Source organism: Stenotrophomonas sp. C-A, from assembly GCF_054030835.1.
On record NZ_CM132916.1, the window covers coordinates 3,859,378 to 3,874,913 of the forward strand.

12 protein-coding genes and 1 riboswitch are annotated in these 15,536 nt (G+C 66.9%); of the genes, 10 read left to right on the top strand and 2 right to left on the bottom strand.

The window, feature by feature from the left end; all coding sequences use genetic code 11:
- Nucleotides 1-10: 10 nt before the first annotated feature.
- A riboswitch (TPP riboswitch) is annotated at nt 11-112 on the bottom strand.
- 245 nt (nt 113-357) lie between these two features.
- A complete protein-coding gene (locus ACW5IY_RS17985; RefSeq protein ID WP_049437218.1) occupies nt 358-1,935 on the top strand; it encodes a BCCT family transporter in 1,578 nt (525 codons plus the stop codon).
- A gap of 629 nt (nt 1,936-2,564) precedes the next feature.
- Here the strand turns inward: ACW5IY_RS17985 and ggt are convergent.
- Complete coding sequence (gene ggt / locus ACW5IY_RS17990; RefSeq protein WP_049435368.1) at nt 2,565-4,283, bottom strand: gamma-glutamyltransferase; 1,719 nt, start codon at nt 4,281-4,283, stop codon at nt 2,565-2,567.
- Between the two features lie 688 nt (nt 4,284-4,971).
- On the opposite strand from ggt, the gene ilvC reads away from it, so the two are divergent.
- From ilvC to leuB, 9 genes are all read left to right on the top strand, one after another.
- Nucleotides 4,972-5,946 carry a ketol-acid reductoisomerase gene (ilvC, locus tag ACW5IY_RS17995; protein WP_049435305.1) on the top strand — a complete coding sequence of 325 codons (975 nt, stop codon included), beginning with the start codon at nt 4,972-4,974 and terminating at the stop codon, nt 5,944-5,946.
- A 36-nt stretch (nt 5,947-5,982) separates the two neighbouring features.
- Nucleotides 5,983-7,719, top strand: a complete 1,737-nt coding sequence (gene ilvG, locus ACW5IY_RS18000; protein WP_049435306.1) for an acetolactate synthase 2 catalytic subunit — start codon at nt 5,983-5,985, stop codon at nt 7,717-7,719.
- Nucleotides 7,703-7,954, top strand: a complete 252-nt coding sequence (locus ACW5IY_RS18005) for an ACT domain-containing protein (RefSeq protein WP_005410947.1) — start codon at nt 7,703-7,705, stop codon at nt 7,952-7,954. The genes ilvG and ACW5IY_RS18005 overlap by 17 nt, the downstream gene beginning before the upstream one ends.
- A 96-nt stretch (nt 7,955-8,050) precedes the next feature.
- Nucleotides 8,051-9,142: a threonine dehydratase gene (locus ACW5IY_RS18010; protein WP_049435307.1), complete on the top strand. Its 1,092-nt coding sequence runs from the start codon at nt 8,051-8,053 to the stop codon at nt 9,140-9,142.
- The gene (locus tag ACW5IY_RS18015; protein ID WP_049435308.1) at nt 9,139-10,725 is read left to right on the top strand and encodes a 2-isopropylmalate synthase; all 1,587 of its coding nucleotides are present in this window, start codon (nt 9,139-9,141) and stop codon (nt 10,723-10,725) included. Before ACW5IY_RS18010 ends, ACW5IY_RS18015 begins: the two co-directional genes overlap by 4 nt.
- 10 nt (nt 10,726-10,735) lie before the next feature.
- Nucleotides 10,736-11,515 carry a class I SAM-dependent methyltransferase gene (locus tag ACW5IY_RS18020; protein WP_049435309.1) on the top strand — a complete coding sequence of 260 codons (780 nt, stop codon included), beginning with the start codon at nt 10,736-10,738 and terminating at the stop codon, nt 11,513-11,515.
- Nucleotides 11,516-11,575: 60 nt separating this feature from the next.
- On the top strand, nt 11,576-12,994 hold the full coding sequence (gene leuC / locus ACW5IY_RS18025; RefSeq protein WP_049435310.1) for a 3-isopropylmalate dehydratase large subunit: 1,419 nt from the start codon (nt 11,576-11,578) through the stop codon (nt 12,992-12,994).
- Entirely contained in the window at nt 12,994-13,572 is a 579-nt protein-coding gene (gene leuD, locus ACW5IY_RS18030) for a 3-isopropylmalate dehydratase small subunit (RefSeq protein WP_049435312.1), read from the top strand. Before leuC ends, leuD begins: the two co-directional genes overlap by 1 nt.
- Nucleotides 13,562-14,623, top strand: coding sequence for a 3-isopropylmalate dehydrogenase (leuB, locus tag ACW5IY_RS18035; RefSeq protein WP_049435313.1), 1,062 nt, complete (start codon nt 13,562-13,564; stop codon nt 14,621-14,623). The genes leuD and leuB overlap by 11 nt, the downstream gene beginning before the upstream one ends.
- A 107-nt stretch (nt 14,624-14,730) precedes the next feature.
- On the opposite strand, the gene ACW5IY_RS18040 is transcribed toward leuB, so the two are convergent.
- On the bottom strand, nt 14,731-15,504 hold the full coding sequence (locus tag ACW5IY_RS18040) for an SDR family oxidoreductase (RefSeq protein ID WP_019338817.1): 774 nt from the start codon (nt 15,502-15,504) through the stop codon (nt 14,731-14,733).
- Nucleotides 15,505-15,536: the final 32 nt, after the last annotated feature.

Sequence of the window (15,536 nt, forward strand, 5' to 3'; positions counted from 1 at the left end):
AGTCCGGGCATGGCTGCACTGCAAAGCTTCCCTACGCCGGTATGAGCCGGATCAGGTTCCAAGGGACTGTCTCAACCGTGGCCACATGGCCGCGGTACCCCCGCTTCTTGGTGCGCATTAGACCATAGAACGCACCGCAGCTCCTGGCTGTTCCATCCACGCACGGCGTGGATCCGCTGTTTCTGTATTAACAGAACCGTGACATCGCATTCAGTAACGTGCACGCGCATCGTGCCGCTGCGGCCGGTGTTTCCTCGCCGCCTTCGCGGCCCCTGCCCGGCCTGTGCTGCATGTCGCCGGCCCCTCGCAGCAAGCTCTGCTCGCTCCCCTCAATCCCTTGATCGGAGAAGCCCCTTCATGGTGTTTCGCGTTTCCATTGCACTGGTTCTGCTGCTGGTGCTGCTCGCCGGTGTTGCACCCGGCCCCTTCAATACCGTGGTGCAGAGCATCCTCGGCGAACTCATCCGCGGCATCGGCTGGCTCTACCTGCTGGTCGTGTTCCTGGCCCTGGTATTTCTGATGTACCTGGCCTTCGGCCGCTTCGGCAACCTGCGCATCGGTGGCGAAGACGCCGAACCGGAATTCTCGCGGGCCAGCTGGATGTCGATGCTGTTCGCCGCCGGCATGGGCATCGGCCTGGTGTTCTGGGGCGCCGCCGAGCCCATTTCGCATTTCAGCAAACCACCGGAAGGGCTGGCACCTGAAAGCATGGACGCTGCGCGTGCTGCCATGCGCTACGTGTTCTTCCATTGGGGCCTGCACCCGTGGGCCATCTATGCGTTGATCGGCCTGGCAATGGCCTGGTTCCAGTTCAACCGCAACGGCCGTGGCCAGGTCAGTGACATGCTGCAACCGATCATCGGCCGTCACCATCGTGGCTGGATCGGGCGTGTGGTCAACATCTCCGCGGTCGTTGCCACTGCGATTGGCGTGGCCACAGCACTGGGCTTTGGCACGGTGCAGATCGCAGCCGGCGTGGAACGCGTATTCGGGGTGCAGGCGGGCGTTCCGCTGCAGCTGACCATCATTGCGGTGGCCTTCGTTCTGTACATGGCGTCCACGCTCAGTGGCGTCGGCCGCGGCATGAAATGGCTGTCCAACTTCAACCTTGCACTGGCGGCGCTGCTGTTGGCACTGGTGCTGGTGCTCGGCCCGACTGGCGCGATCTTCAATACCTTCACCACCACGCTGGGCTCCTATCTCAATCAGCTGGTGACGATGAGCCTGCGCATGTCGCCGTTCTCGTCCAGCACCTGGGTGGCCGACTGGACGATCTTCTACTGGGCCTGGTGGATTTCCTGGGCACCGTTCGTGGGCTCGTTCATCGCGCGCATCTCGCGAGGCCGCAGTGTTCGGGAGTTCGTGATCGGCGTGGTGTTGGCGCCGACGCTGCTGGGTTTCTTCTGGTTCTCGGTGTTCGGCGGCACCGCCATCTGGATGCAGATCTTCGGCCAGGCCGACCTCCTGCAGGCACTGGGCAACGGCTACGAGACGGTGCTGTTCACCATGTTCGACAGCCTTCCGTTGCCTCTTCTTCTGTCGAGCATCGCGTTGGTGCTGCTGATGATCTTCTTCGTGACCTCGGCTGATTCTGCGGTACTGGTACTGGCCAGCATGTCCACGGACGACGCTGGCGAGCCATCGGGCAAGCACAAAGTGGCGTGGGGTGTCGGCATTGCGCTCGTGGCGGGTTCTTTGCTGTTGGCAGGCGGACTGGAGGCGCTGCAGGGCATGATCACCATCGCAGCGCTGCCGTTCGCGCTGCTGATGCTTCTTGTGATGGTGTCGCTGTACCGGGTGCTGGACCAGGAGTACACGCGGGAGCGGCGGCAGGCGCAGCGCCAGCGGCACATGATCGATGCGTGGATCGCACGCGAGATGGCGGCGCAGGAGGAGACCCAGGCGGAGGCAGCGCGCGCGCACGATCAGGATTGAGGGTTGTTTTGCAGCCTGCGGCTGCACCGCTTTTCTCAGGCAACGGCAACAGCAACTTCAAAAGCGGCTCTGGATTTCTGCTGGTCTGGCGGGGAGTTGGCCGATGGCGGGACACGCCGCAAGTACGTCCCTGTAGGCTCGGCCACGGCATCCATGCCGTGGACGGTCCCGCCATCGGCCAACTCCCCGCCTCCGACAATTTCCCGGTGACGGCAGTAGATCCACGCCATGCGTGGATCAGGTGTGTCGGAAAACAAGAAGGGGTCGGATCCGTTTTCCTTCGGAAAACGGATCCGACCCCAACCCACAGCGCGCGGCTGTTGCTGTTGCCTTTGCTCTTGATCTTCTTCTTTCTCTTCCTGCGGTGGCGGCCGCAGGAAACTGTCCGTGGCCGGGCGGGTGGGTTGGCTGGGGGCGTGAGCCGCATGGGCCCGAGGCATGCCTCGGGCGGGTTGGGCCGGATGCCCAACCCCGGTCTTGCCGTGTGCGCAGGACAGCGCACACGAGCAAGCGGCGACCGAGCTTACATGGACGTACTTGCAGCGGCCCCCAGACAATCCACCCGCCTGGCCAAGCCCCATATCACTGCCATCACCGCAGAGGGGGCTCAGCCCGGTGGCCGGAAAACCTCAATACCCCGCCGCCTGCCCATCCTTGCGGCTCTCCGACGCGCCGTAATACACGCCCGTCTCCGGATCACGCATGATCGCCTGATACCCACCATACGGGCCGTCGGCGAACACGATGCGATGCCCCTTGCGCATCAGCGCGCGCACCGTTTCATACGGGAAGCCGGTTTCCAGATTCACTTCACCACCGTCGGTCATCGCCGTGGCCTGCCCGGTCGGTTCGGTTGAGCCTTCATGCTGGATGCGCGGCGCATCGCCGGCTTCCTGCAGGTTCATGCCGAAGTCCACCAGGTTCATCACGATCTGCGCGTGGCCCTGCGGCTGCATCGCGCCGCCCATCACGCCGAAGCTGGCGTACGGCTTGCCGCCCTTGGTGATGAAGGCCGGAATGATGGTCTGGAACGGGCGCTTGCCCGGTGCGTAGCCGTTGGGATGGTTCTTCTGCAGCACGAACATCTCGCCACGATCCTGCAGGATGAAGCCCAGTCCGGGCGGAGCCATCCCACTGCCCATGCCTCGATAGTTGGACTGGATCAGCGAGACCATCATGCCGTCGGCGTCGGCCACGGTCATGTAGATCGTGTCGCCCTCTTCCAGCTGCTTCGGCGTGCCCGGCTGCACTTCCTTCAACGCCTTGTCCATCGAGATCAGCGCGCGGCGCTGCGCCGCGTACTCCTTGGAAATCAGCTTCTGCACCGGTGCCGGTTGGAACGCCATGTCGGCGTAGAAGCGCGCACGGTCAGCGAAGGCCAGCTTCTTCGCTTCCACGAACAGGTGCACATGCTCCGGTGAACCAAACGGGATCTTCGAGAAGTCGTAGCCTTCCAGCACGTTGAGGATCTGCAGCGCGGCAATGCCCTGGCTGTTCGGCGGCAGTTCCCACACGTCGTAGCCACGGTAGTTGCTGCTGACGGGCTCGACCCATTCACCATGGTGGTCGGCCATGTCCTGGTAACTCAGGTAGCCACCGTTGGCCTTGAAGTAGTCGCCGATGGTGCGGGCGATGTCCCCCTTGTAGAAGGCGTCGCGGCCGCCGTCGGCGATCTTCTGCAGCGTGCTGGCCAGATTCGGGTTCTTCCACATCTCACCCTTGCGCGGGGCGTGTCCGTTGATCGTGAACTGCTCCTTGAAGCCCGGGTACTGCGACAGCTTGGGCACAGAGCGGTCCCAGTAGTAGGCGATCACTTCGGCCACCGGGTGACCCTCGCGCGCGTAGCGGATGGCCGGCGCCAGGTTGTCGGCCATCGGTTTGCGGCCGAAGCGGTCGTGCAGGGCGAACCAGCCATCGACCGCGCCAGGCACGGAGACCGGCAGCGGGCCGGTAGCCGGGATGTCCTTCAGGCCACGGCGCTGGAACTCGGCCAGGGTGAGCGATTTCGGCGAGCGGCCCGAGCCGTTGTAGCCATAGAGCTTCTGCGTCTTCGGGTCCCAGACGATGGCGAACAGGTCGCCGCCGATGCCATTACCGGTGGGTTCCATCAGGCCGAGCGCGGCGTTCGCGGCAATCGCCGCGTCCACTGCAGAACCGCCGCCCTTCATCACGTCCAGCGCGATCTGGGTGGCCAGTGGCTGCGAGGTGGCGGCCATCGCGTGCGGGGCGATCACCTCCGAACGGGTGGCGAAGGTCTGGCCGGTGATGCGGTCGGCGGCGAAGGACAGTGCAGGCACGGCGGCGAGCACGGCGGTGGCGAGCAGGGAACGGGCAAGGCGTCGGGACACGGTCGGGTTCCGATGGAAGGGTGGTGCCCCGATCTTCGCCGCTGCGGCCTTCACGCGGTATCGGGCAGAGGTCATGGGCGATGGTCTTTCGGTGGGTGCGGACCCAGGTCCGCACCCATCAAGGCGAAAACAGCCCGGAATCCGCGCAAAAAACGCAGTGAAAGGAGTGAATTCGGGTTCACCGAAACACTTTCAGCAGCAACCATCCTTGTGCCGCAAGCGATTGCGCTGGATGCAGCGGAAACCGATAGAAAATCCGTCGCGAGGGTTGACAGCGCCGAAATGGCTGTGTTTCTCTCGATCACATGTTGCATCACAACACGCCACCGCGAACCCACATCGAAGCCGCCGACACCGGCGCCGCCTCGCTGCGTTCGATTCTTGTGCTCGTACTTATTACCCAACCAACAGGTGCGGGACGAGCCAGCGTGTAAGCAACAAACACACCGGAACTCATCAAAACCCGCACCCGCCCAGGTGCGGGTTTTTTCATTTCAGGACCTGGTTTCAGACGCAACCACCATGAACAACGCTACCGTCAAAACCTGGACCAGCACCACCACGACGCCTCGTGGTGGCTGTGCCTGTGCGACGCATGGCGCCTCCCCCACCGCTTTCCCCTGACCGGCCGGCACGTCACCTCGACGACCGGCCGTTCTTTTTCTTCCCACCGCAAGGAACCTCCCCCATGAGCACCAACGACCTGCCCCAGACCAAGATCGCCGTCATCGGCTACGGCAGCCAGGGCCGCGCCCACGCACTGAACCTGCGCGAATCCGGCTTCGACGTGGTGGTAGGCCTGCGCCCGGGCGGCCCGACCGAGGTCAAGGCACAGGCCGATGGCTTCACCGTCAAGGCCCCGGCCGATGCAGTGAAGGATGCCGACCTGGTTGCCGTGCTGACCCCGGACATGGTGCAGAAGAAGCTGTACGACGACGTGCTGGCGCCCAACATGAAGCAGGGGGCGGTGCTGTTGTTCGCGCACGGCCTGAACGTTCATTTCGACATGATCAAGCCGCGTGACGATCTCGACGTGGTACTGGTCGCACCGAAGGGCCCGGGCGCGCTGGTCCGCCGCGAGTATGAAATCGGCCGTGGCGTGCCGTGCATCTGGGCGGTCTACCAGGACAAGAGTGGCAAGGCCGCCGACTACGCCCTGGCCTATGCCGGTGGCCTCGGCGGTGCCCGCGCCAACCTGATCCAGACCACCTTCAAGGAAGAAACCGAGACCGATCTGTTCGGCGAGCAGGCGGTGCTGTGCGGCGGTGCCTCGGCGCTGGTGCAGGCCGGTTTCGAGACCCTGGTGGAAGCCGGTTACCAGCCGGAAATCGCCTACTACGAAGTGCTGCACGAGCTGAAGCTGATCGTCGACCTGTTCTACGAAGGTGGCATCTCGCGCATGCTGGAATTCATCTCCGAAACCGCGCAGTACGGCGACTACGTCAGCGGCCCGCGCGTGATCGATGCCGGCACCAAGGCACGCATGAAGGAAGTGCTGAAGGACATCCAGGACGGCACCTTCACCAAGAACTGGGTGGCCGAGTACGAAGCGGGCCTGCCGAACTACAACAAGTTCAAGCAGGCCGACCTGGAGCATCCGATCGAGAAGGTAGGCAAGGAACTGCGCGCCAAGATGGTCTGGTTGCAAGGTCAAGCCGCGTAACAACGCGGCACCCCCACCCGCTCTGCAAGGTCCCCCATGAACTCTCCCACACACCGCAGCGCGCCGCCCAACGGCGCGCGCTGGCTGACCCAGGCGCTGGAGGCCGAGGGTGTCCGTACGCTGTTCGGCTATCCCGGCGGCACCATCATGCCGTTCTACGACGCGCTGGTGGATTCGTCGCTGAAGCACATCCTGGTACGCCATGAGCAGGGCGCGGCGCTGGCCGCCAATGGTTTCGCCCGCGCCAGCAACCAGGTGGGCGTCTGCGTGGCCACCTCCGGCCCGGGCGCCTCGAACCTGGTCACCGGCATCGCAGACGCGATGCTGGATTCGGTGCCGATGGTCTGCATCACCGGTCAGGTCGGCACCCCGCTGCTGGGCACCGATGCCTTCCAGGAACTGGATGTGTTCGGGCTGACGATGCCGATCGTCAAGCACAGCTGGCTGGTGCGCAGCGTCGATGATCTGCCGCGCGTGGTGGCCGACGCGTTCCGCATCGCCCGCGAGGGCCGTCCCGGACCGGTGCTGATCGACCTGCCCAAGGATGTGCAGCTGGCCGATGCCAGCCACCTGCCGGCCCATGTGCCCAGCAGCGTCGAACCGCCGCCGGCGCCGGCCGAGGCCGCCATCGCCGAGGCCATCGCCGCGCTGGCGGCGGCCGAAAAGCCGGTGGTCTACGCCGGTGGAGGCATCGCGCTGGGTGATGCCGTGCAGGACCTGCGCGACTTCGTTGAAGCCAGCGCGATTCCCACCGTGATGACCCTGCGCGGACTGGGTGCACTGCCGGCCAACCACCCGCAGTCGCTGGGCATGCTGGGCATGCATGGCACCCGCGCGGCCAACATGGCGGTGCAGGAAAGCGACCTGCTGCTGGTGCTGGGTGCCCGCTTCGATGACCGCGCCACCGGCAAGCTGGCCGAGTTCGCCCCGTTCGCCCGCGTGGTCCATATCGACGCTGACGCCTACGAGATCTCCAAGCTGCGCAGTGCCGATGTTGCCGTGCCCGGCAATGTCGGTCACGCCATCCGCGCCCTGCGTGCGGCCTTCCCCTCCCCCAAGGCCCACCAGGACGCATGGCGCAGGCGCTGTGCGCAGCATCGCGATCGTTTCGCTGCGCGCTACGACGCGCCGGGCCAGCACATCTACGCGCCGGCCATGCTGAAGCGTCTGAGCGAGCTGGCCCCGGCCGATGCGGTGATCGCCTGCGACGTTGGCCAGCACCAGATGTGGGTGGCGCAGCACTGCCGCTTCAACCACCCGCGCAACCACCTGACCAGTGGCGCGCTGGGCACCATGGGCTTCGGCCTGCCGGCCGCGATGGGCGCGCAGTTCGCCTGCCCGGACCGCACCGTGGTGCTGGTCTCCGGTGATGGCAGCTTCATGATGAACGTACAGGAGCTGGCCACAATCGCGCGCTGCCGCCTGCCGGTGAAAATCGTGCTGCTGGACAACAGCTCGCTGGGCATGGTGCGGCAGTGGCAGGAGCTGTTCTTTGCCGAGCGTTACAGCGAGATCGATCTGTCCGACAACCCGGACTTCGTGGCATTGGCGCAGGTGTTCGGCATTGCTGCCACCCGCATCGACGCGCGCGACGACGTCGAGGGTGGCCTGGCCGCGCTGCTGGCCGAGCCGGGCCCGGCGCTGCTGCACGTGGCCATCGATGCACGCGCCAACGTGTGGCCGCTGGTGCCGCCGAACACCGCCAACAGCACGATGCTGGAAAGCAACCCTGCCCACGCCCGCCAGGAGACCCCCAATGCAATACCGGCTTGACCTGGTGCTGCACCCGGCCGAAGGCGCGCTGCTGCGCGTGATCGGCATGGCCGAGCGTCGCGGCTTCGCGCCACGCGCGATCAGCGGTGCGCCGGTGGCCGCCGACGACGGCCGCTGGCACCTGCAGCTGGTCGTCGATGGCCAGCGCCCGGCGGAAACGCTGTGCCGGCAGATCGAGAAGATCTACGACTGCGTGTCCGTGCAGGTCACCGCCGTGGAAGGAGTATCGCCATGAACACCCGTACCGTAGCGACCACGGTGCCGGTACGGAGGCGTCTTCTTCGCCGCCCGTGCCCGCATGCGGCGGTCGACCGCACACCGCTGGTGGCCCATGCCGGCCGCTGATGCCAGCCAGGAAAGCGATGTCGGCGACGTAAGCGTCGCCGACGTCCTGGCCGCGCAGGCCCGCCTGCGCCGCTTCCTGCCACCCACCCCGCTGCACCATGCCGAGCGCTTCGGCACCTGGCTGAAGCTGGAGAACCTGCAGCGCACCGGTTCCTACAAGGTACGCGGCGCATTGAATGCGCTGCTGGCCGGTCGCGAGCGCGGTGACACCCGGCCAGTGATCTGCGCCTCGGCCGGCAACCATGCCCAGGGCGTGGCGTGGGCGGCCTATCGCCTGGATGTGCCGGCCATCACCGTGATGCCGCACGGCGCACCGGCCACCAAGATCGCCGGTGTTGCCCACTGGGGCGCAACCGTGCGTCAGCATGGCAACAGTTACGACGAGGCCTACGCCTTCGCGGTCGAACTGGCACAACGCCATGGCTACCGCTTCCTGTCCGCGTTCGACGATGCCGATGTGATTGCCGGCCAGGGTACGGTCGGCATCGAGCTGGCCGCGCACGCGCCGGACGTGGTGATCGTGCCGATCGGCGGCGGTGGCCTGGCCTCCGGCGTTGCACTGGCACTGAAATCACAGGGCGTGCGCGTGGTTGGTGCACAGGTGGAAGGCGTTGACTCGATGGCGCGCGCGATCCGTGGCGATGTCCGTGAGATCGCCCCCGTCGCCTCGCTGGCCGATGGCGTGCGGGTGAAGATCCCCGGCTTCCTGACCCGCCGCCTGTGCACCTCGCTGCTGGACGACGTGGTGATCGTGCGCGAGGCCGAGCTGCGCGAGACCCTGGTGCGGCTGGCGCTGGAAGAACACATCATCGCTGAGGGCGCCGGTGCGCTGGCGCTGGCCGCCGGCCGCCGCGTTGCCGGCCGCCGCAAGTGCGCGGTGGTGTCCGGCGGGAACATCGATGCCGGTGTCCTGGCCGGCCTGCTCACCGACATCCGTCCGCGCCCGCCACGCAAACCGCGGCGACGGCGCAGCGAAACACCGCGCTCGCCCGGCAAGGCCAGCGCCACCGCTTCCCCCACCTCTTCCCCTTCCCCCCTGCAAGCCGTCGCACCCGCTGTCGAGGAGATTTCCCTGTGACCACCATCGAACGAATTACCACCCCGCGCATCCGCATCTTCGACACCACCCTGCGTGACGGCGAGCAGTCCCCCGGCTGCAGCATGAGCCCGCCGCAGAAGCTGGTGATGGCGCGTGCGCTGGACGAACTGGGTGTGGACATCATCGAGACCGGCTTCCCGGCCAGCTCGCAGTCCGACCGCGAAGCGATGGCACTGATCGGCCGCGAACTGCGCCGACCGAGCCTGAGCCTGGCGGTGCTGTCGCGCTGCCTGCAGGCCGATATCGAGACCTCGGCACGTGCACTGGAAGCCGCGGCCAACCCGCGCCTGCACGTGTTCCTGTCGACCAGCCCGCTGCACCGCGAACACAAGCTGCGCATGACCCGCGAGCAGGTACTGGAATCGGTACGCAAGCATGTATCGCTGGCACGCTCGTACATCGACGATGTCGAGTTCTCGGCCGAGGATGCCACCCGCACCGAGCTGGACTACCTGATCGACGTCTCGCGCGTGGCCATTGCCGCCGGTGCCACCACCATCAACCTGCCCGACACCGTCGGCTTCACCACGCCGGAAGAAATCCGCGCGATGTTCCAGCAGGTCATCGCCGGCGTCGCCGATGTACCGAACGCGGCCAACGTGATCTTCAGCGCGCACTGCCACAACGATCTGGGCCTGGCCGTGGCCAACTCGCTGGCCGCCATCGAAGGCGGCGCGCGCCAGGTCGAGTGCACCGTCAACGGCATCGGCGAGCGCGCCGGCAACTGTTCGCTGGAAGAGATCGCGATGGTGCTGAAGGTACGCCAGGCCTTCTACGAGCAGGACAGTGCGATCAACACCCCGCGCATCGTCGGCACCTCGCAGTTGCTGCAGCGCCTGGTCGGCATGCCGGTACAGCGCAACAAGGCCATCGTCGGCGCCAACGCGTTCGCCCACGAATCGGGCATCCACCAGCACGGCATGCTGCGCCATCGCGGCACCTACGAAATCATGCGCCCGGAAGACGTGGGTTGGGAGGACTCGCAGATGGTGCTGGGCCGCCACAGTGGCCGCGCCGCCGTCGAAGCGCGCCTGCGTGCACTGGGCTTCTGGCTGGACGAGGACGAGCTGAAGCTGGTGTTCGAGCAGTTCAAAGGCCTGTGCGAACAGCAGCGCGTGGTCACCGATGCCGACCTGCAGACGTTGATGCAGGGCGGCTCCAACGCGCAGGGCTACCGCCTGGCCTCGATGACCATCAGCGATGTCGGCAGCCGCGCCAACGCGTTGGTCGAACTGTCCGACCCGGACGGCAACCGCGTGGCCGAGACCGCGCAGGGCGATGGCCCGGTCGATGCGCTGTTCGGCGCGCTGTCGGCCGCTACCGGCGTGCAGCTGATGCTGGACAGCTACCACGTGCACAGCGTCGGCATCGGCGCCGATGCGCGCGGCGAAGCCAACCTGAGCGTGCGCCACGAAGGCGTGGAGTACGACGGCACCGGCACCAGCAAGGACATCATCGAAGCCTCCGCGCTGGCCTGGCTGGATGTTGCCAACCGTTTGCTGCGCCAGCGCCAGGCCGCCGCCCACAGCAGCACCGACGTTCCCACCCCCGCCACCGCCTGAGGAACCCGCCATGAGCGCCTTCGACACCCCCACCCCGGCCAGCGCCGCTGGCCAGCAGTGGAACGCCCAGGACTATGCGATCGATGCCGGCTTCGTGCCGCTGCTCGGCGGTGCGGTATCGCGCCTGCTCGATCCGCGCGCCGGTGAGCGCATCCTCGACCTGGGCTGTGGCGATGGCGTGCTCAGCACCGAACTGGCGCTGAGCGGCGCACGCATCCACGGCGTGGATGCCTCGCCGGAACTGGTGATCGCCGCCCGCGCGCGCGGTGTCGATGCCCAGGTGATGGACGGCCACGCACTGTCGTTCGACAGCGAGTTCGATGCCGTGTTCAGCAACGCGGCATTGCATTGGATGGGCACCCCTGACCGCGTGCTGGAAGGCGTCCGCCGCGCCCTGCGCCCCGGTGGTCGCTTCGTCGCCGAGTTCGGCGGCCATGGCAACGTGGCCACGATCATTGCGGCGGTGCAGGCCGCGCGCGTGGCCCACGGCCACGGCGCCAGCGCCTTCCAGTGGTACTTCCCGACGGCCGATGCCTACGCCGACCGCCTGCGCCAGCATGGCTTCCAGGTGCAACTGATCGAGTGCACGCCGCGCCCAACGGCACTGCCGACCGGCGTGGCCGGCTGGCTGCGCGTCTTCGCCGCGCCGCTGCTGGAGGACCTGCCAGCCGAGGCACGCGCTACTGTGCGCGAGGCCGCCACCGCGCTGCTGGCCGAGCTGCCGCGCAATGCCGCCGGCCAGCCGCTGGCGGACTACGTGCGGCTGCGCGTGCTCGCACGCCGTCGCTGACTTGACCGTTCCGCTTTCTTTACTGATGTTCGCTATTCCGTACTTCTGCCAGGCATACGCATGACTTCCGCACCCCGCACCCTGTACGACAAACTGTGGGACGCCCACGTGGTGGTTCCCGAATCCGACAGCGCGCCCGCCGTGCTGTACATCGACCTGCACCTGATCCACGAGGTCACCTCGCCGCAGGCATTCACCGAGCTGCGCGGGCGCGGCCTGTCGCCGCGCCGCCCAGACCGCACCAAGGCGACGATGGACCACTCCACGCCGACCCTGCCGGCCGCCGCCGACGGCACGCTGCCCTATGCCAGCGCCGCCTCCGAGGCACAGGTCGCCACGCTGGCACGCAACTGCGCCGAGCACGGCATCGAGCTGTTCGACATGGCCTCGGACAACCGCGGCATCGTCCACGTGATCGCGCCCGAGCAGGGCTTTACCCAGCCGGGCATGACCATCGTCTGCGGCGACAGCCATACCTCTACCCACGGTGCCTTCGGCTCGCTGGCGTTCGGCATCGGCACCAGCGAAGTCGGCCACGTGCTGGCCACCCAGTGCCTGCTGCAGCGCAAGGCCAAGACGTTTGGGATCACCGTCGATGGCCCATTGGCGCCAGGCGTCGGTGCCAAGGACGTGGTGCTGCACATCATCGGCGTGATCGGCGTCAACGGTGGCACCGGCCATGTCATCGAGTTCCGTGGCAGCACCATCGAAGCGATGGACATGGAACAGCGCATGACCCTGTGCAACATGTCGATCGAAGCCGGCGCGCGTGCCGGCATGGTGGCGCCGGACCAGGTCACCTTCGACTTCGTCGCCCGCACGCCGCGTGGCCCCAAGGGCGCCGACTTCGACGCCGCCGTCGCACGCTGGCAGCAGCTGCGCAGCGATGAGGGCGCGCGTTTCGACAGCGAAGTACGCATCGACGCTGGCGACATCCGCCCGACCCTGACCTGGGGCACGCATCCGGGCACGGCCATCGCCGTGGACGCGCCGATTCCGGCGGCCAACGATGCCGCTGCACAGAAGGGCCTGGACTACATGCACTTCCAGGCCGGCAAGGCGCTGGCCGGTACGCCGGTGGACGTGGTGTTCGTCGGTTCGTGCACCAATGGCCGCCTGAGCGACATGCGCGAAGTCGCGCAGGTCCTGCGCGGCCGCCGCGTCGCTGACCGCGTGCGCATGCTGGTGGTGCCGGGCTCGGAGATCGTCAAGCGCGAGGCCGAAGCCGAAGGCATCCACGAAATCGTGCGCGCGGCCGGTGCCGAGTGGCGCGAGCCAGGCTGCTCGATGTGCATCGCCATGAACGGCGATCTGGTCGCGCCCGGCCAGCTGGCCGTGAGCACCAGCAATCGCAATTTTGAAGGCCGCCAGGGCCCCGGTTCGCGCACGCTGTTGGCCTCGCCGATGAGCGCGGCGTGGGCCGCGGTGAACGGGCACGTCGCCGATACCCGCGAACTGTTCGCACAGGAGGTGGCGTGATGGCCGGTTTCGGTACGCTGACCTCGTCCAGCGTTGTGCTGGCGCAGACCAACATCGACACCGACCAGATCATTCCGGCGCGGTTCCTGTCCACCACCGAACGCGCTGGTCTCGGCCGCAACGCCTTCAATGACTGGCGCTGGCAGGCCGACGGTTCGCCGGTGGCCGACTTTGCCTTCAACCAGCCGCACAACGCCGGCCGCAGCATCCTGCTGGCGGGCCGCAACTTCGGCTGCGGTTCCTCGCGCGAGCATGCACCGTGGGCGCTGACCGACCTGGGCCTGCGCGCCATCGTCAGCAGCGAAATCGCCGACATCTTCCGCGGCAACGCGCTGAAGAACGGCCTGCTGCCGATCGTGCTGGACGAGGCCCACGTACAGGCGCTGATGCAGCGCCCGGACGACGCGCTGACCATCGATGTGGCCGCGCGCGAACTGCGCACCCCCGAGGGCCGCGTCTATTCCTTCCCGCTGGACGGCTTCTCGCAGACCTGCCTGCTGGAAGGTGTCGACCAGTTGGGGTATCTGTTGGGCCGTGTCCCTGAAATCGAACGTTACGAGAGTGAGCATGCACGCTGAAATTGTTGTCCTGCCCGGTGATGGCATCGGCCCGGAAGTGGCCGCCGCCGCGGTTGCTGTACTGAAGTCCGTCGCCGACCGCTTCAATCACACCTTCACCTTCAGCGAGCACGATATCGGTGGCATCGCCATCGACCGCCACGGCGAACCGCTGCCTGCGTCGACCCTGGCCGCCTGCCAGGCCGCTAACGCCGTGCTGCTGGGCGCCGTCGGCGGCCCGAAGTGGTCCGACCCGAACGCCAAGGTGCGCCCCGAACAGGGCCTGCTGGCGATCCGCAAGGCGCTGGGCCTGTACGCCAACCTGCGCCCGGTGCGCACCCACGAGGCCGCACTGCACGCGTCGCCGATCAAGGCCGAGCTGCTGCAGGGCGTGGACTTCGTGGTGGTGCGCGAACTGACCGGCGGCATCTACTTCGGCGACAAGACCCGCGATGCGGACAGCGCCAGCGACCTGTGCCGCTACACCGTGGCCGAGATCGAGCGCGTGCTGCGCAGCGCTTTCCGCCTGGCGCAGCAGCGTCGCGGCAAGGTCACCTCGGTGGACAAGGCCAACGTGCTGGAAACCTCGCGCCTGTGGCGTGACGTCGCCGCGCGCATCGGCCGCGAGGAATTCCCGGACGTTGCGCTGGAGCACCAACTGGTCGACTCGATGGCCATGCACCTGCTGGCCAAGCCACGCGAGTACGACGTGATCGTGACCGAGAACATGTTCGGCGACATCCTCACCGATGAAGCCTCGATGCTGGCCGGTTCGCTGGGCCTGCTGCCGTCGGCCTCGCTGGGTAAGCCGGGCGCGGTTGGCATCTACGAGCCCATCCACGGTTCGGCCCCGGACATCGCCGGCAAGGGCATCGCCAATCCGTACGCAACGATCTTCAGCGCGGCGATGCTGCTGCGCCATTCGCTGGGCCTGGAAGCCGAAGCCGCCGCGGTGGAAGCGGCCGTGCATGCGGTGCTGGATGACGGCGTGTTCACCGCCGACCTCGCGGCCAAGGGCCAGGCGGTCAGCACCGCTGCAGCCACCGACGCGGTGCTGGCCAAGCTGCGCTGACCCATCGGGCAACGCCTGTAGAGCCGAGCCATGCTCGGCTCATTCAACAGCAGTCGAGCATGGCTCGACGCTACAGGTAGCAGGCAGCCACGCCATGCGTGGCTGCCTTACTTGGTGGTGTACCCACCATTGACCAGAATCGTCTGCCCGGTCATCCACCAGCCATCGGTGACCAGGAAGCGGATCCACGGCACGATATCGGTGATATCGGTCAGGCCAGTGCGGGTGAACGCCGACAGCGCCGCCGCGGTCTTGTGATACGCCTGCGCATCGGCACTCTCGGCCGGGTAGAAGAACGGCGTGTCCATCGGACCGGGGCCGATCGCGGTCACCGAAATGCCGCGCTCACCGAACTCCTTCGACGCCGCGCGGGTGAAGTGCTCGACCGGCGCCTTGGTACCGGCATAGCTGGAATAGAACGGCGTGAACGCGCCCAGCAGCGAGGTGACCAGGGTGCAGATGCGCCCACCGTCATTGACGTGGCGCCCAGCCTCCTTGAGGAAGAAGAACGCGGCCTTGGCGTTGACCGCGCTCATCTCGTCGTACTCCGCTTCGCTGATGTCCAGCAGCGGCTTCTTCAATACCTTGCCGACCGTATTGATGGCGATGTCGGGACGGCCGACTGCGGCCACGGCATCGGCGAACAAGCGCTCCATCGCTGCCGCCGAGGTCAGGTCCCCCTGCAGGGCCACCGCCTTGCTGCCGGCGGCCTGCACGGCGGCGACGGTCGCCTCTGCATCGGCCTGGGTGGCGGCGCTGTTGTAGTGGATGACGATGGCTTTGGCGCCCTGTGCAGCGAAGTCGCGGGCGATCAGGCCGCCCAGGTTCTTGGCGCCACCGGCAATCAGCACGGTCTTGCCCTTGAGGGAATGGTCGGTCATGGCTTCGGTCTCGGGGAGGAGGCTGCCCGGGG